Origin of the sequence: Roseibium salinum, from assembly GCF_026240905.1 — a bacterium.
Lineage (GTDB): Bacteria > Pseudomonadota > Alphaproteobacteria > Rhizobiales > Stappiaceae > Roseibium > Roseibium salinum.
This window is the reverse complement of record NZ_JAPEVI010000003.1, coordinates 332995-355260: the sequence shown is the minus strand read 5'-3', so window position 1 is coordinate 355260 and position 22266 is coordinate 332995. Positions and strand designations below refer to the sequence as shown.

Below are 22266 nucleotides of genomic sequence, written 5' to 3'. Positions count from 1 at the left end.
CCGGGACCGGAGAGCCCGAAGCCTGTCGGCTGAGATACAAGCGCTTGGCTCTCCAGCCCCGGTGCACGCAGACTTGGACGGGAACAAGGTTTGTCACAGCAAAAGGGCCGGTTCAGCGAACCGGCCCCATTCGTCGTTTCGGTTGGCTCAGGCCGCCCGGCTGGCCTTGGCCCGCGTCAGGGCCGTTGCCGGATCGACATAATCATAGCCCAGAGCGCCGGCGACGGCCTGGCAGGTCACCTGCCCGTCGATGACATTGAGGCCCGGCAGGAAGTACGGGTCATCCAGAAGGGCCTTGCTGGCGCCCTTGTCGGCCAGAGCGAGGACGAACGGCAGCGTCGCGTTGTTCAGCGCGTAGGTGGAGGTCTTCGGCACCGCCCCCGGCATGTTGGCGACGCAGTAGTGAACCACTTCATCGACAATATAGGTCGGGTCGGAATGCGTGGTCGCCTTGGAGGTCTCGAAACAGCCGCCCTGGTCGATCGCCACATCCACCAGCACCGAGCCCGGCTTCATCCGGCTGACCAGATCCCTTGAGACGAGTTTCGGCGCCGCCGCACCGGCGACCAGCACCGCCCCGATCACAATGTCTGCTTCCAGAACATGCTTCTCCAGAGCCGCCTTGGTGGAATAAATGGTCTTCAGGGCCGGGCCGAATGTCTGGGACAGGTTGCCCAGAACGGCCGTGCTGCGGTCGAGAACGGAAACGTCCGCGCCAAGGCCGAGCGCCATGGTGATGGCATGGGAGCCGACGACACCGCCGCCGATCACGACGACTTTCGCCGGCTCGACACCCGGAACGCCGCCGACAAGCGTGCCCGACCCGCCCTGCGCCTTTTCCAGCGCCTTTGCGCCGGCAATGACGGACAGACGGCCGGCGACCTGGGACATCGGCACCAGCAGCGGCAGGCCGCCGCGTGCATCGGTCACCGTCTCGTAGGCGATGCAGGTCGCGCCGGATTTCACCAGGTCGGCGGTCTGCTCGGCATCCGGGGCAAGGTGCAGGTAGGTGAAGAGAATGTGGTCCGGACGCAGCATGGCGCGTTCAACGGCCTGGGGTTCCTTCACCTTCACGATCATCCGGGCGGCGTCGAAGATGTCCCTGGCGGTCGGCAGTATCTTTGCGCCCGCAGCTTCATAATTCGCGTCGCTTGCACCGATGCCGGCCCCGGCAGTGGTTTCCACAACCACCTCATGGCCGTGGGCAATGATTTCGTGAACGCTGTCCGGCGTCAGGCCGACCCGGTATTCGTGATTCTTGATTTCCTTCGGCACACCGATGCGCATAACCAAAACTCCTCTGGAAGTATTATCGATTACCTTCAAGTGTACGCCTGAACGCGTCGAATGTGCTTGCGTTCCACCCCATGGAAATCGCCTTTGACGCAATTTCCTTGCGTCCAAACCGGAAATATTCAAATTTAGTGCCCGCTACCCTGTTAAATGCAGCAATCTGTGCGGTGCAACAAAATGAAGCTAGACCGTCTCGACCGGAAAATCCTGGACGTCCTGCAAAGCGACGGGCGCATAGCCAATGCGGATCTTGCCGAAAAGGTTGGCCTGTCGCCTTCCGCCTGCCTCCGGCGCATGCGAGCCCTGGAGGAAGCGGGCATCATCGAGAAATATGTCGCGCTTCTCAATCAGAAGAAACTCGGCCGGCACATGGATATCTTCGTGGAAATCTCCCTCACCGGGCAGTCCAAGGAAACGCTGGAGAATTTCGAACGGGCCGTCGCCCGGTCCGGGGAGATCATGGAATGTTTCCTGATGGCGGGCGATGCCGACTACATCCTGCGCCTGACGGCGGCCGACCCGGTCGACTTCGAACGCATCCACCGGGACCACCTTGCGCAACTGCCGGGCGTCCTGCGGATGAAATCCTCGTTTGCCATCCGGCCGATCGTCAAGCGCACGGCGATTCCCCTGGACGGAGAACATTGATCTTCGCGCCGCCGCCCGGTCCGCGCCGCACGCCAGGGAAACGGCCAAGGTTGGATTGCAGTCTCGACGGAGCGTTTTCAGGACGATATAGTCCGCATCCATTCAAATGCCTGGATCTTCAAGGAACCCGCTCCGGTGTCCCACACGATTACCCGTTTTCTCGATACGACTTACCAACTCGCCGAATGCCCGACATGGGACGACAGGAAAAACCGCCTGCTCTGGGCCGATATTCAGGGCCGCACGATCCAGTCCATGGACTGGGACAGCCGGCAAATCACCACATGGCATTTCGACAACGAGGTCGGTTCCTTCGGCCTGACTGAGGATGACCGCTTGGTCGTCGCGGTCTGGGACAAAATCCTGCTGTTCGATCCTGAAAGCGGGGCAAGCGAGGTCATCGCCGAGGTTCAGGCGGACGAACCGCGCACCCGGCTGAACGACGGCAAGGTCGGTCCGGACGGCGCCTTCTGGGTCGGCACCATGGACACAAGTTCCCCGCGAGAGCCGATCGGCGGCCTTTACCGGATCGATGCCCAGGGTGAAGTTGCCGAAATCCGCGATGGCCTGCAGTGCTCCAACGGCCTCGCCTGGACCCCGGACGGCACCTACATGTACCACGCGGACAGTTCGCCCGGCTGGATCGAGTGCTACGCCTTCGACCCGGCAAACGGCGCGCTCGGCTCCAAGATGCTCTACGCCCAGCAGACCAACAAGTCCGGCCGCCCCGACGGCGCGGCGGTGGATACCGACGGCAATTACTGGAGCGCGGGCGTCTCGGCCGGGGTGCTCAACTGCTTTGCCCCGGACGGCAACCTGCTGCATGCGATCAAGCTGCCGGTCGACAAGCCGACCATGCCCTGCTTCTGCGGACCCGACCTCGACCACCTGATCGTCACCAGCATCAAACAGCCCGCGGACCCGACCGCAATCGAACCGGACACGCTGTCGGGCGGCCTGTTTCTGGTGGAAGGACATGGTCAGAGGGGCGTGAAGACTTACCGGTTCAGGACGAAATAGGGGCGGCTGGCTGCGCGCAAACGATCATCCCGGAGAATTGGGGAGGCATACAGGTCGTCGGCTCAGGAAGGGCGAGCAGACCTGCTCCCTCCACGTCATTCTGGACAAGTGCGGCAGAGCCGCGCGCAGATCCGGAATCCAGACATATTTCGCGCCATCAGGCGCGTCCATTCTTCAATACAGTTAGAGAATTCGCTGCGCTCATGCTGATTTCTGGTTTCCGGATCTGCACGCAGCTTGCGCTGCACTTGTCCGGAATGACGGGGCCGAAATCGGCCGTCAGGCCGGCAGAGGGAACGGCCGCTTCCGCTAGGAAGCCAGGTCCTGCTTGTCGCCGGACGTTTCGTCCACTCTCGGGCCTTTGTCATAGTCCGTGTCTTCATTGATGATGTGCCTGGCTGCTTCCGGCACCCACTCGCCCCAGCGCGGCTGCAGCTGGTGGTCGACCGAAACCCGGTCATCGAAGACGAAACACTCGCCCTTCCAGAGGCTTTTGTCCTCCGGCACCTTTTCCAGGTAGTTCAGGATGCCGCCTTCCAGGTGGTAGACTTCATCAAAGCCGTTCTTCAGCATCCAGGCGGTTGCCTTTTCGCAGCGAATGCCGCCGGTGCAGAACATGGCGACCTTCGGCTTCTTCGTCAGCTCGTCCTGGCCTTCCACCCATGCCGGAAACTCGCGGAAGGACTGGGTCTCCGGATTGAGGGCACGTTCGAACGTGCCGAAGGCGTATTCATAGTCGTTGCGCGTGTCGATGACGATCACGTCCGGATCGGAAATCAGCGCGTTCCAGTCTTCCGGCCTGACATATTCGCCGACGATCTCGTTCGGATCGATGCCGTCGACGGCAAGACGGACGATCTCCTGCTTCAACCGCACCTTCATGCGCTTGAACACGTGCCGGTGGCTCCAGGCTTCCTTGTGAGAGAGATCCTTGAGGCGCGGATCGGCGCGCAAATGATCGAGAACCTCGCGCACGCCCGCCTCCGGCCCGCAGATCGTGCCGTTGACGCCTTCCGACGCCAGCAGCAGGCTGCCGCGCACGTCACGGGCTTCGCAATAGGCTTTAAGCGGATCACGCATCGCCTCAAAGTCATCAAGGGCTGCGAACCTGTAGAGGGCGGCAACGAGAAAGTCGTCCATAGGCCTTGTTCTTTTTCTTGAAAAATCGCGATCAGGCCGCTTCCGGCCCGACCGGCGCCCTCTATACAGCTTCCGGCCCCGATCTGCAAAGTCCGCAGTTTCTCGGACGTGGACGGCATCGCCTGTGACGCAGCCAGGTCTGGCAATCGAACAGGATAAGTAGGTGGAGTCTCGAACTTCAGACCCGCTGATCAAGCGTTAGCCGACTGCCGTCTGCTTGATTACGGTTCCAATCTGAGGTAAGTGATTATGATGAGGTACGTACCTCACAAGAGCAAAGAAATTTCAAGGCGCCGGAAAGGCAAGCCGCGAGGAATCAGCATATCCAGACCTTTCGGTTGGCGAAGCTGATGAAAGACAACTGACAAGGTGTGGGATCATGACGGAGTTTAACCTCAATCCGGATTATGCCATCGCAAACGAGCAGACCCTGCGAGGGTTGTTCGACGCGACCCATTCCCTCGCCATACTCAAGTGTCAGAGCACCATTGGCGAGCACGCGCAAGAGTTCATCAGGCGCTCGCCATTCGTGTGTATTGGAACTCAGGGCCTCGAGGGAAAGGCTGACGTCAGCCCTCGCGGCGACCCGGCGGGATTCGTTAAAGTTCTTGACGAGCGCACACTGGCGATACCGGATCGACCGGGCAACAATCGCCTCGATACACTGACCAACATCATTGCCAACCCGAACGTCAGACTGCTGTTCGTCATTCCGGGTTTCGACGATACGTTGCGCGTGAACGGGCGAGCAGCTTTGACGAACGATCCTCACCTCTTGAAGAGCATGAGCATCAATAACCGTGTCCCGAAACTCGCCATTGTCGTGACCGTAAGCGAAGTCTTCATGCATTGCGCCAAGGCATTCAGACGGTCCCGCTTGTGGAGCCCGGATCATTTTCAAGATCGCACCGAGATGCCTTCACTCGTAAACATCATCCTGGATGAAACGACCGGCGCACCGAGCGACAGGGATGAGATGCGAAGGTTGGACGAAGAGTTGGAAGAAGACTATCGGAGAACGCTTTACTAGAGCGTAGCCAAGGGAAAGCCGTCAAATGAAAGAAATTGGTGGGTGAGTGGGGGCTCGAACCCCAGACCCGCTGATTAAGAGTCAGTTCTTTCGCACTCTTTCAAGCATTTGAAATTGTATCGTTTTCGCCTGTGTCCGCAAATAAGCTATTGTTTTTCCTGTATCTTGAATTGACAAATCAGGACATGTGTCGCCATATTAGTGACATCACTTGTCGTTTAAGTGACGGACACAGTACGGACACGGCGGACATGACTATCAAGCTCAAAGATGCGATCATCAAGGCCCTCCCCTCCCCCGAGAAGGGCAACAAGATAACGTATGACAGCGAGGTCAAGGGCTTCGGCTGCCGTGTGACAGCGGCCGGCACCCGTTCCTTTGTTCTGAACTATCGGACTCGCAGCGGGCGCGAGCGACGCATCACGATTGGGTCTTTTCCGGACTGGCAAACATCGGCTGCTCGCGACGAAGCAAAGGAACTCAAGAGGCGGATCGACCGCGGCGAAGATCCAATGACCGAGGTCGAAGCGGATCGGAACGCCAAGACCGTTGCTGATCTCTGCGACCGCTATGCCGAAGAGCACCTTCCCAAGAAACGCGCGTCATCCGCGGAAGATGATCGGGCCATGATCGCCCGCTATATCAAGCAGGACGGCGAGAAGGCGGCAAAGATCGAGCCCAGATTGAAACACCTGAAGGTCAACGAGGTGACCTTCTCCGATATCGACGGGCTGCACCGCGCAATCACAAAACGCGGACATCCTTATGTTGCGAACCGGGTCTTGGCGCTCTTGTCGAAGATGTTCAATCTAGCCATCCGGTGGCAGTGGCGAGCGGACAATCCGTGCCTGGGCGTCGAGCGTAACCAGGAAGAAAAAAGGGACCGCTACCTGTCGCAAGAGGAACTCACGAACCTTGTGAAGGCACTTGCGGAGCACGATGACAAACAAGCCGCTGACATCATTCGCATGCTGCTTTTGACCGGCGCACGCCGTGGCGAAGTCCAAGCCGCAAAATGGAACCAATTTGATTTGACCAATGGCGTTTGGACGAAACCCGGAGCGACCACCAAACAAAAGACGGTCCATCGTGTCCCCTTGTCCGCCCCTGCCCGTCAGATGCTCTCAGAATTGCACTACGCGGCCGAGGCAAGCGACAAACCCATGTCCGAGTATGTCTTTCCAGGGCGCGGAGGCAAAGGCCATCGGCAGGAACTGAAGAAAGACTGGCGCGAGTTGTGTCTGACTGCCGGCCTTGTGGACACAGAGACAATCACCGACGCCAAGGGCAGGGAAAGAGTCGTCGTCACCCCAAACGCGCGGCTGCATGATCTGCGTCACACCTATGCAAGCATGTTGGCTTCGGCTGGCCTATCGTTGCCGATCATTGGAGCGCTGCTCGGACACACTCAACCGCAAACCACCGCCCGGTATAGCCACTTGATGGATGATCCCTTGCGTCAGGCAACCGAACGCGTAGGCGCAGTTTTCACCCAAAATGGTGAAGGCGCCGAAGTGCATCACTTAAAGGGCAAATCCTGATGGGGGAGCATATCAACATAGATGATTTTGTTGACGCGCTTGATCCCGAAATCCTGCGGGAAGTCACGGCCGCGTTGGATATTCCTTCGGAGAACCAAGATCGCGCCATTTTTCGCATTGGCCAGGCTGTCAGAGCATGCCTGCAACTTCGCGAGCGCCTGGAGCGCTACCCTCCGACAACCAAAAAAGATCGCAAAGAGTTAGAACGAATTGTTGCAACCGCTCGCAAATTGTCAACCTTGCTATCGAATAGAAGTAAAGCGGTAAATGGAATTCTTGAGATCGAATGGTTGGGACAAACGATATCACCGAATGATCTTTTCAGCGCGTTGGATGCACTGGAAGACATTAATATTGATCCCGGCAAAGATGGCCGGCCCATGGAATATCAAACGCTCCTGCAGCTTGCCCGATGGCTGGAAGGGATCGCGGCAGAATGCGGCGGCACTGCCAGCATTAAGGACGCAAAGGGCAGGCTTATCGACGCATTGAACATCCTTCGCGATGCTCTGCCTGGAGATATAATACCCGACGAACTACCCTATTCCTCGCTCGAGCGCACAAAAATAGAGCACTCCCGAATACGTCAGCAAGTAGACCGGAGGAAGACCCTCAAAACTGGCGAACTTTAGTCCAGTTGTGCTGGCCGACACCGGCCGCGCATGTCGCTACTTGTCGTGCATCGCCAACACACCGCGCATTGGTGGAAAGGAATGATGCAAATGACGACTGTCCATTCTGACACGGGAATCCTTCACGGCTTCATCGACCGGGCTTCACTTGCCCAGGAACTCAGGTGCTCTGAACGCACAATAATTCGGTATGAGAACCAGCCGAATGGCCTGCCTAGTCTGATGCTGGGTGGCAGGAAGCTGTATCGCGTCGAAGCCGTCCGACAGTGGATCGCTTCACGCGAAACGCGCCCCAACCCGCGCAGGGGGGCTGCTTGATCAGACATGGCCCACAAAACGAAACCGCCGGAACTGGCGATTCCGGCGGCCTCTCTGAATTCTGTTCGATTGGCTGCGAACTGTTCAGATAATAGCCCTGCCGCCCATGAAATGCAAATCGCGCACCTCCGCGGCCGGTGGGCACATTTGACCGGCCCCATGGCGCGCCTCATTGCGGAACATGCTTTCTCATATGGGGGGGCGGCGCAATGAACATCCAATATGCGGCGCAGCTCCTGGGCGGCGAAATCGCAGGACCGAGCACGGTTCTGTGTCCCGGCCCTGGACATAGCGCGAAAGACCGTTCCCTTTCGGTTCGGTTTGAAGGACCGCTGCCGGATGGTTTTGTCACCTATAGCCATGCCGGCGACGATTTCAGGGAATGCCGGGATTATGTTCGGGCACGCCTCGGTCTGCCTGACTGGGAACCGGGCGACGAACAGAACCGAACGATTCCAAAAGGCTACGTCAAGACCTGGGACCGCATTCACACGGACGCGGAAAGCCAAAGGCGTGAGCTTACGGATTACGAGCGCGAGCGGATCGCAAGAGCGCAAGAAATCTGGAATCAGGGTATGGACCCGCGCCGGACCCTAGCGGAAACCTACTTACGGAGCCGCTGTCTTGAAATCAGCGATCGACAGGCCGGACATGTCTTCCGGTTCCATCCACGCTGCCCCTGGCGCGACGAAACCGCAGGGCGGACTATCTTTGTCCCCGCTCTCATCGCGGCTTTCCGGAACGTCTTTAACGATCAGGTCACGGGCATCCATCGGATTGCGCTGCGACCGGATGGCCGCAAGATCGGCCGAAAGATGTTCGGCGTTGTGTGCCGGGCAGCGGTCAAACTGGATCCGGTAGGCCCGCACCTTGCTATCGCCGAGGGCATCGAAACAGGCATGTCCGGGCGCCCGCTCGGCATTCAGTTGCCGGTGTGGGTACTTGGCTCTGTCGGGAATATCGGAAAATTCCCTGTCCTCGATGGCGTGGAGCGGCTGGCGATCTTCTGCGAGGCAGGCAAGGCAAGCGCAGACAATGCCCGCATGTGCGGCAAACGCTGGCGAACAAACCATAAGCGCGTGCATCTCATCCATCCGAAGGCCGGTGCCGACGACCTCAACACTGAATTGCAGCAAGGGAGGCGCGCCAGTGCCTGATTTTATCCAATTCACGGACACCGGACCGGGCGCTCAGGCGATTCAACCTGCCATGGTGACGCTGCCTGTCGTCAATGCCGCCAGCCTGGCACATGAGGCCGTCAAGCCGCGGTCATGGCACGTCGAAGACCTGATTCCGGGCAACACTGTCACGTTGCTCAACGGCGATGGCGGCACCGGTAAGAGCCTGCTTGCGCTTCAGCTTGCCGTTGCGACTTGCTCAGATGGATATTGGGCCGGCCGGAAGCCCGAACAAGGAAGGGTAATTTACCTCGGGGCAGAAGACGACATTGAAGAACTGCACAGGCGCCTTGTCGATATTTGCGCGGACGCGGCGATCGATCTGGAAAGCCTTCATGATCTCGACATCGTACCCCTGGCAGGAAGGGACGCTTTGCTTGCCGTACCGGCTCGAAAAACCAACGTCCTGGAACAAACCCCCCTGTTCTCGAGGCTGGAAGAACGTGTTTCCGACTTCAAGCCTGCCTTCGTGGTTCTGGACACATTGTCCGATCTGTTCGGCGGCGAGGAAAACCAGCGGGCGCAAGCACGGCAATTTATCAGCCTCCTGCGGGGGCTTTGCCTGGATCATGGCGTTACCATTCTGCTCCTGGCGCATCCATCGCTTACCGGCATGTCTTCAGGTTCCGGCCTGAGCGGTTCCACGGCCTGGAATAACTCGGTACGCAGCCGTCTTTATCTGGAGCGGATCAAAGACAGTGACGGCAAGGAAACTGACACCGAAATGCGCGTCCTCACAACGAAGAAGGCAAACTATACGAAGACCGGCACCGAAATCAGGCTCAATTGGCACCAGGGCGTTTTCAAGGCCGCTCAGGGCAAAAGCTCACTGTCCGATATCGCCGCACAGGCAAAGGCGGAAAGGGTCTTCATGTCGCTCCTGGCAGCTTTCACGCGGGAGGGACGCAACGTCTCGGAAAGCACAGGCCACGCATATGCACCAAAGAAGTTTGCCGACGATAGCCGCGCCGAGGGCGTGACGCGGAACGAATTCAAAAAGGCAATGTCAAATCTGTTTGCAAAAGGGGCAATCCAAATGGAAACCGTTGGCCCCGCCTCAAGGCATACCAGACGGATCGTTGCGGTGCAGACACGTGAGTAAATGCTTCACTCGCCTTCAGACGCCTTCACTCGCCCTTCACACGGCTTTAAGACGGGGGTTAAGACGCCCTTCACTCGCCCTTCACTCGCCTTCAGACGCCCTTCACTCACACCCCCCATACCCCCTAGTACGCGTGCGCCCTTTTTGAAATCGGGCGCGCGTGATCTTTCCTGTCCATAAGGGGAAAAAGAGCGTTGGAAGTGGGCTCGAGCCATTCCGCTTTCATGGCCATTTCGCACGTCTTTTTTCACACGGCAAAGACTTCCTCGGCAGCAATGACAGATACTGACAAGCCATGACACTGATAGTTTATCAGCGGACGATTTACGACAAACGTACTGATTTCACTTGCATTTCTGTCACACTATCGGCAGCGTGTCCGCACAGTGTCCCGCAATGGAGTCTCGAAGTTGCCCGTCGATCGAACTGATACCGCCGCACCACCGGCCGCCACTCGCAGCGCTGTCGCCAACGGTTCGCGTCTATTCGTGGAAGGGCTGGACGGCCGCAGTGCTCTTGCACGGCGCTACCGTGACCTTGTGGGCGAATTCACTGCTGATCTGGGCGGTGACCCCTCCGAAGCGCAGAAACAGCTCATCCGGCGCGCTGCGTCGCTCTCCACTTGGTGCGAGGCGCAAGAGGTCAAGCTTGCCAATGGTGACGAAATCGAGATTGGCCCGTTGACCACTGCCGCTAACAGCTTGCGCCGCATCCTTCAGGATATCGGGATCGAACGGAAAATACGCACGATCAATGCCCGCCGGTTGGAACAACTCATGGGGGATGATCGATGACCGAGGATCAACAGAAAGAACTCCTAAGCCTCATTCGTGCCGGCCATGACGTTGAGAGCGCTGCCGCTAAGCTTAGCCTCAGCATGGCGCAAATCCGCGCCGCTGGTTCGGAGTTTGATCAACAGATCAAGGAAACCTTCCGGGGTGCAACTGCGAAACTGCGGTCCCGCGTCTTGGAAATGGCCCTCGACTCGGACGATGCCAAGCTCCTGGCTGCCCTGCTTGAGAAAAGAGAGTCCGCGCAGTCTGAGGCCTTTGGCGACGACGTTGTTGAGCGCTATGCTCGCGAAGATCCGCGCCAGACCGCCCGCGCCTTCCTTCACGGCATCGGTGAGGCCTGCGAGCTTATCGGCATTCACGTCACCCTGTCGCTGCCTGGCGAGACGGTCCTGCGCATCAAAACGCCTGCCGACAGTGAACTCCTGCGGCGCCTCTACCCCGACAGCTTCTCTGACGATCGCCAGAGCTTCCGCGAGCGCTTTGCCGCGATGGTCCCTGATCCTGTGTCCCCTGCTGCCGGTGACGTTCCCGCATCCGAAGAAGGACACCCCGATGATGAAGTCTGATCATCTTGAGCGCCATTACAAGGCAGAGCTTGACCTGATCGAAAGCATTCTGCGCCTGCTCCCGGACGATGTTTTGCATCGGATCACAAAGGTCCCCGCGGTGTGCCGGAGCTTGCAAGAACTTGAAGCAGAAGCGACCGGAGGAAGGCACTGATGCCCGTGAAATTGAGCATGGCACCTAAACCACTTAGCCGGCCTGTCACCTTTCTGGACGATATCCAGCCCCCGGCGCCTATCGTCGCCAAGCCGCCGGCCAATCGCCAGCCGTTGGTCCCTGCACCGGGAAATCCCCCAAGCCTTCGGGAGTACTTGGAGGCGCTGGACCCCGAACGCCGCCGGTTCTGGGAACAGAGGGGCCTGGGGCGGCCTCTGGCGACTGGCGGAAAAACAGGAGGTGGACTTTGACTGATATAGCGCAGCGTTTGACTGCCGCCGCGTCCCACCTTGAAAATCTGAAGGCTCGACAAGCGACGGCGATGCTCGACGGCGATGATTTCAACCCTGCCGAGGTTGTCAACGCGGAAGCCGAGCTAGCGGCCTTGAGGGACGCTCAGAGCGAACAGGTCAGGCGGCAACGTCACACGGCGGCACAGGCTAGGCAACAGCAAAAGACCGAACGGAAGTCCCAATTGCAGGAGCTTGCCAAGAAGCGCACCGAAGCCCTTCAGGGTGCCGAAGAAGGCGCCCGGCAGCTCGCGGCGGAAGTCGGCAGGGCAATTGCCTTGAACAAGGAAATGGTTGCCCTAGCGCATGAAATCAGCGGCGAAGGAACACCGGGGCCGCTGTCGGCACTGGAGTTCCCCAAGCGCCTTTCAAACCGGCTGAGCGCCGTCATGAAGACGGTTCCGGGACATCCGCAACGGCTTGGCAATATCCCCTGGATGACGACCACGCAGAAGCAAGACGAGTCCTGGGCGGCAGAGGAAGCCCGGATTCTGGAACCGCACTTGAAATCGATCTTGGAGAAATAATCGTGACAAAACAAACCGTAGCAGCAAAGCAGGCCGCCGACATTGACGATGACCGCGAAGTTATCGAAGTCGATCCGAGGCAAGTTCAGATGCAGAGTGAGGGTCAGGTCTATCGGGAATGGGTGATCCACTTGCCGGAAGGCGCGGACAAGAGCGATTTGCAAACTCCGAGCATCTGGAAACGGGTGCAGGGCGACCGCAGTAAATCGTTGATCATCAAGGATAAACTCACAATCTTTTCGTCCGATGAATCGTGGTTTTGCGAGGCCCGGGTCTGGAAAGCCGATCGCCTGGGCGCACACCTGCGGTTCAGCAAAATCAGCGAATTCCGTGAGGCCAGTGCGGATCTATGGAGTGACGAATTCCATGAACTCAAGTTCGAGACCGGTCACTATTTCGTCTATGACAAGCGGTCCGGCGCGCGGAAGTTTGCACAAGGTTTTCTGACCGAAGAAAGCGCCCGCACGGCCTGCATCGCGTCGTATCCCAAAGCCGTTGGCATGTGATGGAGGTTCTAAGTGACCGATCGAAATGACGTAATCCATCGCCCTGATTGGGCGCCGGCAGCAAGCGCGGCAGAGACGATCGCCGGCAGTCGCTACGGCTCCGATGCCTTCATGCCGGCCGCCGCGCCGCACCTTGTCGTCGTGAGCGACAATTTGCCGGCCAAAAACCGGGAGGCGTGGGCTCGGGAGGGAGGCGTCCAGGTGCGTGCAGGAGTGGCCCAGGGCACGGCCTTAGCTATTCTCGACGGGATGGCAGAGGATCTTGCGGAAGAGACGCTTTCGAGCTTCGACGCGTTGCCCGAGGCTGCGCAGGCTGCTGTTTTCGATGAACTGAGCGGAGGCGGGTCCGGCTATGTCCGGGCCGCGAGTGACGAAGAGATGGCCGCATTTCGCAAGACCGAAGACGGGGCAAATCTTGCGGCGCAATGGGGCTCGAATGCCCGCCGAAATGTTTCGAAGGTCAATGCGACCTTGAAGCGGATTGTCGGCCAACTCTCAGAAGCCGACCGGAAAGCCTTTGCGGACTGGTGGGTGGGCCTTGATCAGGGGGCGGAAACCGCAATCCTGAAGGCGATGGTGAAATGACGATGCCCAACCTATCGTACACGATAGAATTTTCCGGTTCCTGCATGGGGAACCTGATTGAGGCGGGGGAATGGCTTGAGGCACGGCCTGGGGACGATGTTATTGTTTTTGACCTGGTGAGCGTGCTTCTGACGGGTTTTACCGGCCCTTGGGCTCAGTTCGTGAATGCTCTTTCTGACGAAGGGATGGCGGGTCTCGTCAAGATCGCCCTGGGACAATATGCGGTCGAGGGCGAAACGGTTTTTTTGTTCGGCCAATTGAACCCGCCAACCGTTGTTCCAATCCCCGCCAGCGTTATCACGTCGATCGACAAGATCGATTTTTTTGACAAACCGGAGGGCGCGGAACTTGAGGCCCTGAAACTTCTGATCCCGTTCGCGGGAACCGGTCTGCACGAGAGAAAGGCGGCCTGAAATGGGTGTCATGCTCACGAGCGTAACGGACGCGGCCCGATTTATCGGCGTTCATGGTCTTCGGGCGACAATGCGCGAGGCTCTGCCGGCGCTTATCTCAAACCTCAAGGCGGCGAAGATTTCCCGCGGCGATGCGCGCGACCTGGGCGCGATTACGGAAGTGGTCCTGCAAAGCCGGCTTGCGTCCCTGGCGGATTTGTCTGATCCGTACCGCTACGGCTCATCCTATGAACGGTTCCTGTCCAACGCTTCAAACGTGTTTTCAAAAGCGACCGGTCTTAGCTACTGGAACGATGGCATGAAGACGATCGCGTCGGTAATGACGCAGAACCGCATGGCGCGGAACATCCTCAAAGCAACGCAGGAAATCCAAAGCCCTCAGGGCGGGGGAGTGCTTCAGGTCGATTATTCCAAGCTTCCCGATGCTGAAAAGCGCTATCTCGCCTTTCTCGGCATTGATGAGAACATGGCCGGCAGGATTGCGGACCAGATCAGGACACACGGTGTTGAAGAGCGTGGAATCTGGGGCGCAAACGTCGGTGACTGGACCGATCCCCAGGCTGCCCGAACCTGGGCCGCGGCGCTCAACAAGGACGTGGACCGCACGATCATCACAAAGGGCGTTGCTGACAATCCGGTATGGATGCAGAACAACGGCTGGAAATTGGTGATGCAATTCAAAGGGTTTGCTCTTGCCGCTCATCAACGAGTGCTGATCGCCGGCCTTCAGGAAAACCCGCTGCGCCTGGCTGAAAACCTCGTCTTTGCCTCCGCCCTCGGAATGATGATCGGCTATTTGAAGTTCATGGAACGGGGCGACACTGAGGGAGCTAACCGCCTGTTGGACAATCCGGGGCTATGGATCTCGGAAGGCCTGGACCGCTCCGGCATCCTGACAATCCCATTCGAGGTTTCCAACACTGCGGAAAAGCTGGGAATGCCGATCGGCATCAAGTCCGGAATCCAGGCGGCAGCGCAGGACGAAGACCGGGGAGGGTCATTGTCCCGGTATGCGCAGCGCAACAAGCTGGGCGCGGTCCTGGGGCCATCTGCGGGCCTGTTCAGAGACCTGAGCACGATTGCCGAACAGACTGCCAAGGGGAGCTTTACGAAGGGCGGCGTGGGCTCACTGGTCCGGCAAATCCCCGGCGGGTCATTGCCTGGCGTCCGGACGGCAACGTATGGTTTTCTCAAGCCTGCACTGGAAGAAGGGATTGAATGATGGTCACGTTCCTGGCGCGACTCCGTGAAGAACAGTTACGTCAGGCAAAGGAAAGCCGCCGCTCTCTGCACGACGCTGAGCAGCAAGCACGCGTTGCCAGGTATTTCGCAGAGCCGCAGGCCACCGTCGCCGCTGCCGAGCTTCGCCGGGCACAGATCGAGGCCGCGTGGGCACAGCACATTTTGACGGACACCGGCGCTTGATCCCCGGCTTCCTCTTCGCGGCGTCTTTCGGCTTTGTCCTGGCCATCGTGTTCGGCCTTTTGTGAGCCTGTTTCAGAGGGAATTTTGACAATGGCCAACGCTGTAAAAAATATTGTATGTCCAAATATCGATATTACACCTGAGATGGTCTCAACCGCGATCAGGGCCGAAATCAAGGATTTCTATTCTTGCCCGACGCTAACTGGGCACGAGCCTCCTGAAACAGACTTAAGGTGGATAATCGGCGGAGTGCTTCAGCGCTTGTTCCCGCATCAATTGCTTTAGCGAATCGTCCCCCCCAACCCCGTTTTGCTTCCTCGGCATCTTCTGCTGTTGTCATGGGATTAATGTAGAGATCGAAATTCGATAAAGCTGTCGCGGCTTGCCCCAAATTCTTTAATCCTGCATCAAGATGTTTCGGTTGATAGACAAATATTGCGGACGTATCGAATGTTACATTTTTAAAAAGTCTTTCCAGCCGCTCACCATGTTTTTCGCCGTCCAGGGGTCTAATTGATCGCATGTTGGTCATGGTGAGGTTAACAAGCTTGACGTCCCTTGGATCGGCAAGCAGCAGAGCGTCTGGAAGATCTGAAGAAACTCCCCATCGCCAGTGTGCAAGCGTGTGTCAGAATCTTTCCAGCGCGTGTACACATGGCCAAGACGGCAGAGAAAACCTCAAATTGCTCGCTCGTCTCTCCAAATCGTGCCTTGGCCGCGGCATTGAGAGCCTGCCTTTGGATTCCTTGATTGTTGAGTGCCGAGTAGACCGCGTGGGCGGCGACATTGTCAGGTCCGATAATTCGAGCAAATAGTATTTGAAAATCGTGCTCGATTACCGTCCATAGCGAAAATATTTGCGTTACGAGGTTTGAAAGTTCTGGTCTGTCAACTAGCGCTGCTGTTGTTAATGTGAACTCAGCATTTGGGGCGATTGAGCTTAATGGTTGTGGCTCCACATCCGCCATTTTATTCTCCCCCTCGCTTAACTGTGATGGAAAGTACACACGAGAAACGAGAAGAGAGTCAAACCACACTCAAAAGAAAAGCGCGGCAGGTCGAAACCAACCGCGCTGTAATGTTGAGCAAAATTCAGTTCAGGCTGTAACACGCAATAGCCGGCGCAAGTCTTCGATGACAGCCAAGGTGCCGGGGTTGTCGTCATAAGAGCTTTGGCCAGACAAGGCGGGTTCAAGCTCGATCACCCGCATTTTGATCTTCACACCTTCCAGCGTTTGAGCGGGCGTTTCAAAGATCTGATAGCGAAGTTCCGAATATTCCCCAAAACACCTATCCGCGCGATCCTCGAATTCGCCAATGTTGTACTTCTCCTTCAGGCGCGCGTGGGTTTCCTCGTACGCCTGATATTCTTCCTTGGCTTGCCGCTGCCTTTCTTCCAGATCGTCATGCCATTTGTTGTAAATTTCCGGCAAATCCTTGCGGGCGAATTGGCCAAACGTCATTGCGTTGAAGGCTTCTTGAACGTCTGGCGGCATTGTGTCGTCAATGTCCTTGGGCATAGGCGGTTCGTAGGGCAGCTCCTTATCGACAATCTTGAACAGCTCCGTCATTTCCCTGTCGGCGGTGTTCATGCGCTCAACTGCATGTTCGTAGAGCTTGAACAACTCTTTTAGCTTGGCATCGGGATTGTCTGCCGCACTGGCGGGGAGGTTAGTGACTGCCAGGGTGGACAGCGCGGCAGCCGATCCTGTCAGCATATTGCGGCGGTTAATCGGATTTGTTGATACCTGTGATTTGTCGGGCATAGTAATGTACTCCTTCATGGATACAGTGTATCAATACGCGCAGAACAAATCTGCGTCAATACAACGTATCTATGCGGCAGGCTTTTATATCGATGAATGCAGAACAGGCACGAATGGCAAGGGCGCTTCTTCAAATGGGTGTTCGGGAAGTCGCGGCAGAGGCCGGCGTAACGCCCAACACGATTTCACGCATTGAAAATGGCGGCGATGCAAAGACATCGACAATCCAGGCCATCAAGGCAGTTTACGAAGCCCACGGGATTGTTTTTGTCGAACGGGGGGCAACGGTACAAACTGCGACAGTTTTCCAAAAGGCTGGATAGCAATGAAATCCACCGTTCTTCTCACGTGCACCCAACTGCTTGCCATTAGTGGAGACAGCATTCAATGCGATCGCATACCTATGCGCGATTTGGGCGACGGTGGGCCATTTCACTCCAGCTATGTTGCGCCAGAGATATATCGGGCTAGATGTCAAAAGGAACGTGAACTTGGCGTTGCGGCGAAGGCTCGCATGCAGGAATTTTTGGATACGCCCGGTGTCCAGGTTTTCTATTCAGGAAATCAGGGCTTTCTCGAGTGGCCCCTGGTCAGGGTCATATTGCCGAATGGGCGTAGCGCCGGGTCTGTTTTGATGGAGGAAGGACTGGTGCAGGTAATGCCATCGGATGAATTTCCAGATTGGTGCAATGAAAATTGACCAACTACGTTTCGATGGAGCGGCACTGGAAACGAGAGTATTTAGCCGCCGACTTCTGAAATGCTGACGACCTTGAGCGAGCGGCGAGAGTCAGCGCTACCCTAATCGTTTCTCTTTTCCAGTCCGATCCAATCTCGTCACGCTTTCTTGGAAACATATTTCGGTCGGCACTCGATATCCTGGCCACCACATCGAGGGCAGCGCCAGTTCCATTGCCTGGGCAGCTCTATGACAAGCTCCTGATCTCCGAATCCATCAAAGCCAGCCACCTCGTAATAGGCGCAGTACTGGAAGTCGATGATTATGCCAGCGCAACGCGCCTTGGCGAACGCAATGTTTATGGGGCTGACTGATGACGGCCTCGACACTCCCCTCTCCTTCTTCCTGTCCCTGGAACCAGAAAATAGGGAGCAAAATGGAAACAGATAATACGCCGGCAGATTCCGGACATAGTACGGACACAAAAATGCACCGCACTACCACCCCTTGAAGGTTAGCGTCTAAGCAATTGATTTTAAGAAAGAAATTGGTGGGTGAGTGGGGGCTCGAACCCCAGACCCGCTGATTAAGAGTCAGCTGCTCTACCAACTGAGCTACACACCCGTAAGCGACAAGGGCCGCGGCAATGCGCGGCGCGTCGGATTGCGGCTGTATATAATGCGGCCTGCCGTGACGCAATGCTTTTTATGTCACTTTTTCATCAATACGGTTATGCGCTTGGCGCCCGGCGGCTTCGGGCAAGTTTTGATTGCAAGATCCGCCGGGCGAAACAGCCCCGCTGGCAACTTTCAGAAACATAGCGCACCCTTTGCGCAATTTTCGAAATTAAGGCTTGACCGGTCAAACCCGCCTCACTAGGGTGCAGCGCATCAAGACCGGTCGGACATGACGGGCTTGTGCCACGTGTTGTATTGATGCCGTCATGCGGCTTCCGGTAGGGCTGGCGCGGGATTTCCCGCAAGACATGTCCACAAAGGCCCTGACGGCCTGCAGCATCAAAGGACCGGGACGGCATGATGATGTCGCTCATTCTAGTAGTGGTAGGAAGGCGCGCCTCCGCGGCGGGATAGACCCCGTACGGACAGGACGGCGCGCGACCAAGGCTCCCTCAGGGGCCTTTTTTTGTATCCGCCTCCTGACAACGCCCCTCTCCCGCCACCCGGGTCTTTGACGCCGCATGCGCCAGGGTGAAAACTAGCGAGCCAGAGCATCCAGGTGTTTCAACCTGCCTGCAGGCCGATCTGAAGAGCCAAGCCTGAAAATTCAGGCGCTTAATGCAAGGACGGAACGAATGACACGGGAAATGACCGGCGCCGAAATGGTCATCCAGGCGCTGAAAGACCAGGGAGTTGATACGATTTTCGGCTACCCGGGCGGTGCAGTGCTTCCCATCTATGACGAGCTCATTCAGCAGGAAGGTCTGGAGCATATTCTGGTGCGTCACGAGCAGGGCGCCGGCCATGCGGCCGAAGGCTATGCCCGCTCCACCGGCAAGCCGGGCGTCGCGCTCGTCACTTCCGGTCCCGGCGCCACCAACATGGTGACCGCGCTGACCGATGCCATGCTCGATTCCATTCCGCTCGTGTGCATCACTGGCCAGGTGCCGACCCATCTCATCGGCAACGACGCTTTCCAGGAATGCGACACGGTCGGCATCACCCGCCCCTGCACCAAGCACAACTGGCTGGTGCGCGATGTCGAGCACCTGCCGCGCATCCTGCATGAAGCCTTCTATGTCGCCACGTCCGGCCGTCCGGGCCCCGTCGTCGTCGACATTCCCAAGGACGTCCAGTTCGCCACCGGCACCTATCAGGGCCCGACGCCCAACCCGGCATCAGCCCACAAGAGCTACCGCCCGCAGATGAAAGGCGACGCAGCCAGCATCCGGCAGGCGGCGGAACTGATGGCGGCGGCCAAAAAGCCGGTGCTCTATACCGGCGGCGGCGTGATCAATTCCGGCCCGCAGGCGAGCCAGCTGCTGCGCGAACTGGTGTCGCTGACCGGCTTCCCGATCACGTCCACGCTGATGGGCCTGGGCGCCTATCCGGCGTCGGGCGACAACTGGCTCGGCATGCTGGGCATGCACGGCACCTATGAAGCCAACATGACGATGCACGACTGCGACCTGATGGTCTGCATCGGCGCGCGCTTCGACGACCGCATCACCGGCCGCACCGACGCCTTCTCGCCGAACTCGCGCAAGATCCATATCGACATCGACCCGTCCTCCATCAACAAGACCATCAATGTCGACCTGCCGATCATCGGCGACGTCGGCCATGTCCTGGAAGACCTGGTGCGCATCTGGCGCTCGTCCTCCATGAAGACGGACGAGACGGCGCTGAAGGTGTGGTGGGCGCAGATCGACGCCTGGCGGGCCCGCAATTCGCTGGCCTACAAGCCGAATGACAATGTCATCATGCCGCAATACGCGATCCAGCGGCTCTATGAACTGACCAAGCACCGCAAGACCTTCATCTCCACGGAAGTCGGCCAGCATCAGATGTGGGCGGCGCAGTTCTACGGTTTTGAGGAGCCCAATCACTGGCTCACGTCCGGCGGCCTCGGCACCATGGGCTACGGCCTGCCGGCGGCCATCGGCGCACAGGCCGCCCATCGCGACGCGCTGTGCATCGACATTGCGGGCGACGCCTCCATCCTGATGAACATCCAGGAAATGTCGACCGCCGTTCAGTTCGGCCTGCCGGTCAAGGCGTTCATCCTGAACAACCAGTACATGGGCATGGTCCGCCAGTGGCAGCAGCTGCTGCACGGCAACCGCCTCTCGCACTCCTATACCGACAGCCTGCCCGACTTCGTCAAACTGGCGGAGGCTTACGGCGGCGTCGGCTTCCGGGTGGACAAGCCGGGCGACCTCGATGGCGCGATCGAAGAGATGATCGCAATCGACAAGCCGGTCCTGTTCGACTGCCGTGTCGCGAACCTCGCCAACTGTTTCCCGATGATCCCCTCGGGCAAGGCTCACAACGAAATGCTGCTGCCGGACGAGGCCAACGACGAGGCGCTCGCCAACGCGATCAGTGCCGAAGGCAAGAGCCTCGTTTGAGTGCCGGGCAAAAGGATAGTTTGAAATGAACGCACAGAATGTGGATGCCCCTTCCGCCTATTTCCTGGCCGAAGTCAGCAACGAGACCGAAACACACACCCTGTCCCTGCTCGTCGACAACGAGCCGGGGGTCCTTGCCCGGGTGATCGGCCTGTTCTCCGGCCGCGGCTACAATATCGACAGCCTGACGGTGTCGGAAACCGAACACGAAAGGCACCTGTCCCGGATCACCATCGTGACCACGGGCACGCCGATGATCATCGAACAGATCCGCCATCAGCTCGACCGTCTGGTGCCCGTCCACCGCGTCACCGACCTCACCGTGCGCGCCCGCCGCGCCAACCAGGACAAGCCGCTGGAGCGCGAACTGGCCCTGGTCAAGGTGACCGGCACCGGCGACAAGCGCCTGGAAGCCCTGCGCCTGGGCGACGCCTTCCGCGCAACGGTGATCGACGCGACCACCGAGCATTTCGTCTTCGAGATCACCGGCCGGACGTCGAAGATCGAGCAATTCATCTCCATCATGAAGCCGCTCGGCCTGGTGGAAGTCTCCCGCACCGGCGTCGCGGCCGTGCAGCGCGGGCCGGAAGGGCTGTAATCTGCCTTGAAGGCGCCGCCGATCCGCAGATCGGGACTCTAACAACGAGAACCCGCCGCCTACATGCGGCGGGTCTCTTTGTTTCCACGTCTGGTATTTCTCATGTCCTTTGACCTTGCCCCCTACCTCCACCGGATTGGCCTTGAAAGCTGCAGCGCCGATCTGGCGGGCCTCAGACAGCTTCAATCAGCGCAGATCAGCGCAATTCCCTTTGAAAACGTCCTCCCCTTTTCCGGCCGGGTTCCCGACCTTGCCGGGGAGAGCCTGTGGCGGAAGCTCGTCGACGAGCGCTGCGGCGGCTTCTGCTTCGAACTGAACTCGCTGCTCGGCAATGCCCTCGAGGCGGTCGGTTTCACGTCCCGAAAGGTGCTTGCGCGCGTGCGCATGGGCGAGGCGGAAGGCGGTGCCAGAACCCATCTGGCCTTCGTCGTGGCCCTGGACGGGCAGGAATGGCTTGTCGATGCCGGCTTCGGCGGCCGGGCCCCGGCCGAACCGGTCCGCATTGCGGAGGGTGAAGAACAGCCGATCAGGGATCAGGTCTACCGCATACGCTTCGATGAAACCCCCGGCGAGCACGTGCTGGAACGCAAGACGGTTGATGGCTGGTTTCCGCTCTACGGCTTTGACCGGGTGGACGTGCGGCAGGCGGATATCGAGGCGGCCAATTATCTGTGCGCCACGTCGCCCGATCTTTCCTTTTCCTCGACCATGAAATTCTACCGGCTGACTGACGATGGCTGGATCAGCTTCCTGGACGGACGCGCCCGTTTCGTCGGCACTGGCGGCAAAGAGGAACGGGACATCCTGGCACTGGAGGACCTGACGCATTTCATGCGCCAGGATCTCGGTCTCGGCTACGGCGACGACGTGATCCGCGCCATCGCCACCCGCCTCAACAGCGTCACAAGCGCGGCCTAGCCGGCAAGCGCCAACGCACCGCCGACGATCGGGGTTTGCGGCCTGAAGCGATCGT

Annotated in this window: 25 protein-coding genes and 1 tRNA gene; 21 read left to right on the top strand and 5 right to left on the bottom strand. The window is 58.5% G+C overall.

Translation table 11 applies throughout. The features are described 5' to 3' along the window. Nucleotides 1-147: 147 nt before the first annotated feature. Complete coding sequence (ald, locus tag ON753_RS06115) at nt 148-1287, bottom strand: alanine dehydrogenase (protein WP_265961686.1); 1140 nt, start codon at nt 1285-1287, stop codon at nt 148-150. A 183-nt stretch (nt 1288-1470) separates the two neighbouring features. Between ald and ON753_RS06110 the strand changes: the two genes are divergently transcribed. Further along, complete coding sequence (locus tag ON753_RS06110) at nt 1471-1941, top strand: Lrp/AsnC family transcriptional regulator (protein WP_265961685.1); 471 nt, start codon at nt 1471-1473, stop codon at nt 1939-1941. A gap of 135 nt (nt 1942-2076) precedes the next feature. Further along, the gene (locus ON753_RS06105) at nt 2077-2961 is read left to right on the top strand and encodes an SMP-30/gluconolactonase/LRE family protein (protein WP_265961684.1); all 885 of its coding nucleotides are present in this window, start codon (nt 2077-2079) and stop codon (nt 2959-2961) included. A 309-nt stretch (nt 2962-3270) separates the two neighbouring features. Here ON753_RS06105 and trhO read toward each other — a convergent pair whose 3' ends face one another. Then, nucleotides 3271-4101, bottom strand: a complete 831-nt coding sequence (gene trhO / locus ON753_RS06100; protein ID WP_265961683.1) for an oxygen-dependent tRNA uridine(34) hydroxylase TrhO — start codon at nt 4099-4101, stop codon at nt 3271-3273. A gap of 379 nt (nt 4102-4480) precedes the next feature. Between trhO and ON753_RS06095 the strand changes: the two genes are divergently transcribed. The 14 genes from ON753_RS06095 to gvpC all read left to right on the top strand — a co-directional run bounded on the left by ON753_RS06095 (nt 4481) and on the right by gvpC (nt 15162). Then, entirely contained in the window at nt 4481-5131 is a 651-nt protein-coding gene (locus ON753_RS06095; protein WP_265961682.1) for a pyridoxamine 5'-phosphate oxidase family protein, read from the top strand. Between the two features lie 251 nt (nt 5132-5382). Continuing rightward, on the top strand, nt 5383-6672 hold the full coding sequence (locus ON753_RS06090; RefSeq protein WP_265961681.1) for a tyrosine-type recombinase/integrase: 1290 nt from the start codon (nt 5383-5385) through the stop codon (nt 6670-6672). Then, nucleotides 6672-7304, top strand: coding sequence for a hypothetical protein (locus ON753_RS06085; protein ID WP_265961680.1), 633 nt, complete (start codon nt 6672-6674; stop codon nt 7302-7304). The genes ON753_RS06090 and ON753_RS06085 overlap by 1 nt, the downstream gene beginning before the upstream one ends. A 527-nt stretch (nt 7305-7831) precedes the next feature. Continuing rightward, nucleotides 7832-8779: a DUF7146 domain-containing protein gene (locus tag ON753_RS26870; RefSeq protein ID WP_377047394.1), complete on the top strand. Its 948-nt coding sequence runs from the start codon at nt 7832-7834 to the stop codon at nt 8777-8779. A gap of 52 nt (nt 8780-8831) precedes the next feature. After that, entirely contained in the window at nt 8832-9902 is a 1071-nt protein-coding gene (locus tag ON753_RS06075) for an AAA family ATPase (protein WP_265967073.1), read from the top strand. Nucleotides 9903-10312: 410 nt separating this feature from the next. Beyond that, the gene (locus ON753_RS06070; RefSeq protein WP_265961677.1) at nt 10313-10696 is read left to right on the top strand and encodes a hypothetical protein; all 384 of its coding nucleotides are present in this window, start codon (nt 10313-10315) and stop codon (nt 10694-10696) included. Next, nucleotides 10693-11262, top strand: coding sequence for a hypothetical protein (locus ON753_RS06065; RefSeq protein ID WP_265961676.1), 570 nt, complete (start codon nt 10693-10695; stop codon nt 11260-11262). The genes ON753_RS06070 and ON753_RS06065 overlap by 4 nt, the downstream gene beginning before the upstream one ends. Further along, nucleotides 11249-11416 carry a hypothetical protein gene (locus tag ON753_RS06060; protein ID WP_265961675.1) on the top strand — a complete coding sequence of 56 codons (168 nt, stop codon included), beginning with the start codon at nt 11249-11251 and terminating at the stop codon, nt 11414-11416. Before ON753_RS06065 ends, ON753_RS06060 begins: the two co-directional genes overlap by 14 nt. A 247-nt stretch (nt 11417-11663) precedes the next feature. Beyond that, entirely contained in the window at nt 11664-12233 is a 570-nt protein-coding gene (locus ON753_RS06055) for a hypothetical protein (protein WP_265961674.1), read from the top strand. Nucleotides 12234-12235: 2 nt separating this feature from the next. Further along, nucleotides 12236-12739 carry a hypothetical protein gene (locus ON753_RS06050; protein WP_265961673.1) on the top strand — a complete coding sequence of 168 codons (504 nt, stop codon included), beginning with the start codon at nt 12236-12238 and terminating at the stop codon, nt 12737-12739. A 12-nt stretch (nt 12740-12751) separates the two neighbouring features. Continuing rightward, the gene (locus ON753_RS06045; protein ID WP_265961672.1) at nt 12752-13324 is read left to right on the top strand and encodes a hypothetical protein; all 573 of its coding nucleotides are present in this window, start codon (nt 12752-12754) and stop codon (nt 13322-13324) included. After that, nucleotides 13321-13737, top strand: coding sequence for a hypothetical protein (locus tag ON753_RS06040; protein WP_265961671.1), 417 nt, complete (start codon nt 13321-13323; stop codon nt 13735-13737). Before ON753_RS06045 ends, ON753_RS06040 begins: the two co-directional genes overlap by 4 nt. Nucleotide 13738: 1 nt before the next feature. Beyond that, nucleotides 13739-14959 carry a hypothetical protein gene (locus ON753_RS06035; protein ID WP_265961670.1) on the top strand — a complete coding sequence of 407 codons (1221 nt, stop codon included), beginning with the start codon at nt 13739-13741 and terminating at the stop codon, nt 14957-14959. Next, entirely contained in the window at nt 14956-15162 is a 207-nt protein-coding gene (gene gvpC, locus ON753_RS06030; RefSeq protein WP_265961669.1) for a gas vesicle protein GvpC, read from the top strand. Before ON753_RS06035 ends, gvpC begins: the two co-directional genes overlap by 4 nt. Nucleotides 15163-15334: 172 nt before the next feature. On the opposite strand, the gene ON753_RS06025 is transcribed toward gvpC, so the two are convergent. Continuing rightward, complete coding sequence (locus tag ON753_RS06025; protein WP_265961668.1) at nt 15335-15694, bottom strand: hypothetical protein; 360 nt, start codon at nt 15692-15694, stop codon at nt 15335-15337. A 565-nt stretch (nt 15695-16259) separates the two neighbouring features. Then, a complete protein-coding gene (locus ON753_RS06020; RefSeq protein ID WP_265961667.1) occupies nt 16260-16928 on the bottom strand; it encodes a hypothetical protein in 669 nt (222 codons plus the stop codon). Nucleotides 16929-17020: 92 nt separating this feature from the next. Between ON753_RS06020 and ON753_RS06015 the strand changes: the two genes are divergently transcribed. Then, nucleotides 17021-17251 (top strand): helix-turn-helix domain-containing protein, encoded by a 231-nt coding sequence (locus tag ON753_RS06015; RefSeq protein ID WP_265961666.1) that lies wholly within the window; start codon nt 17021-17023, stop codon nt 17249-17251. Between the two features lie 2 nt (nt 17252-17253). After that, nucleotides 17254-17628, top strand: coding sequence for a thermonuclease family protein (locus tag ON753_RS06010; protein ID WP_265961665.1), 375 nt, complete (start codon nt 17254-17256; stop codon nt 17626-17628). A 527-nt stretch (nt 17629-18155) separates the two neighbouring features. On the opposite strand, the gene ON753_RS06005 is transcribed toward ON753_RS06010, so the two are convergent. Continuing rightward, a tRNA-Lys gene (locus tag ON753_RS06005) sits at nt 18156-18231 on the bottom strand. Between the two features lie 688 nt (nt 18232-18919). Here ON753_RS06005 and ON753_RS06000 point away from each other — a divergent pair. The 3 genes from ON753_RS06000 to ON753_RS05990 all read left to right on the top strand — a co-directional run bounded on the left by ON753_RS06000 (nt 18920) and on the right by ON753_RS05990 (nt 22211). After that, entirely contained in the window at nt 18920-20695 is a 1776-nt protein-coding gene (locus ON753_RS06000) for an acetolactate synthase 3 large subunit (protein WP_265961664.1), read from the top strand. Between the two features lie 25 nt (nt 20696-20720). After that, nucleotides 20721-21293 carry an acetolactate synthase small subunit gene (gene ilvN / locus ON753_RS05995; protein WP_265961663.1) on the top strand — a complete coding sequence of 191 codons (573 nt, stop codon included), beginning with the start codon at nt 20721-20723 and terminating at the stop codon, nt 21291-21293. A 102-nt stretch (nt 21294-21395) separates the two neighbouring features. Continuing rightward, nucleotides 21396-22211 (top strand): arylamine N-acetyltransferase family protein, encoded by an 816-nt coding sequence (locus ON753_RS05990; protein WP_265961662.1) that lies wholly within the window; start codon nt 21396-21398, stop codon nt 22209-22211. Nucleotides 22212-22266: the final 55 nt, after the last annotated feature.

What these genes read in the sequence shown, in the direction of transcription:
- ON753_RS06095 (WP_265961682.1), top strand. Translation starts at nt 4,481, where the DNA reads ATGACGGAGTTTAACCTCAATCCGGATTATGCCATCGCAAACGAGCAG.
- ON753_RS06060 (WP_265961675.1), top strand. Translation starts at nt 11,249, where the DNA reads ATGATGAAGTCTGATCATCTTGAGCGCCATTACAAGGCAGAGCTTGAC.
- ON753_RS05990 (WP_265961662.1), top strand. Translation starts at nt 21,396, where the DNA reads ATGTCCTTTGACCTTGCCCCCTACCTCCACCGGATTGGCCTTGAAAGC.
- ON753_RS06065 (WP_265961676.1), top strand. Translation starts at nt 10,693, where the DNA reads ATGACCGAGGATCAACAGAAAGAACTCCTAAGCCTCATTCGTGCCGGC.
- ON753_RS06075 (WP_265967073.1), top strand. Translation starts at nt 8,832, where the DNA reads ATGGTGACGCTGCCTGTCGTCAATGCCGCCAGCCTGGCACATGAGGCC.
- gvpC (WP_265961669.1), top strand. Translation starts at nt 14,956, where the DNA reads ATGATGGTCACGTTCCTGGCGCGACTCCGTGAAGAACAGTTACGTCAG.
- ON753_RS06000 (WP_265961664.1), top strand. Translation starts at nt 18,920, where the DNA reads ATGACACGGGAAATGACCGGCGCCGAAATGGTCATCCAGGCGCTGAAA.
- ilvN (WP_265961663.1), top strand. Translation starts at nt 20,721, where the DNA reads ATGAACGCACAGAATGTGGATGCCCCTTCCGCCTATTTCCTGGCCGAA.
- ON753_RS06040 (WP_265961671.1), top strand. Translation starts at nt 13,321, where the DNA reads ATGACGATGCCCAACCTATCGTACACGATAGAATTTTCCGGTTCCTGC.
- ON753_RS06090 (WP_265961681.1), top strand. Translation starts at nt 5,383, where the DNA reads ATGACTATCAAGCTCAAAGATGCGATCATCAAGGCCCTCCCCTCCCCC.
- ON753_RS06020 (WP_265961667.1), bottom strand. Translation starts at nt 16,928, where the DNA reads ATGCCCGACAAATCACAGGTATCAACAAATCCGATTAACCGCCGCAAT.
- ON753_RS06015 (WP_265961666.1), top strand. Translation starts at nt 17,021, where the DNA reads ATGAATGCAGAACAGGCACGAATGGCAAGGGCGCTTCTTCAAATGGGT.
- ON753_RS06085 (WP_265961680.1), top strand. Translation starts at nt 6,672, where the DNA reads ATGGGGGAGCATATCAACATAGATGATTTTGTTGACGCGCTTGATCCC.
- ON753_RS26870 (WP_377047394.1), top strand. Translation starts at nt 7,832, where the DNA reads ATGAACATCCAATATGCGGCGCAGCTCCTGGGCGGCGAAATCGCAGGA.
- ald (WP_265961686.1), bottom strand. Translation starts at nt 1,287, where the DNA reads ATGCGCATCGGTGTGCCGAAGGAAATCAAGAATCACGAATACCGGGTC.
- ON753_RS06010 (WP_265961665.1), top strand. Translation starts at nt 17,254, where the DNA reads ATGAAATCCACCGTTCTTCTCACGTGCACCCAACTGCTTGCCATTAGT.
- ON753_RS06025 (WP_265961668.1), bottom strand. Translation starts at nt 15,694, where the DNA reads ATGACCAACATGCGATCAATTAGACCCCTGGACGGCGAAAAACATGGT.
- ON753_RS06110 (WP_265961685.1), top strand. Translation starts at nt 1,471, where the DNA reads ATGAAGCTAGACCGTCTCGACCGGAAAATCCTGGACGTCCTGCAAAGC.
- trhO (WP_265961683.1), bottom strand. Translation starts at nt 4,101, where the DNA reads ATGGACGACTTTCTCGTTGCCGCCCTCTACAGGTTCGCAGCCCTTGAT.
- ON753_RS06035 (WP_265961670.1), top strand. Translation starts at nt 13,739, where the DNA reads ATGGGTGTCATGCTCACGAGCGTAACGGACGCGGCCCGATTTATCGGC.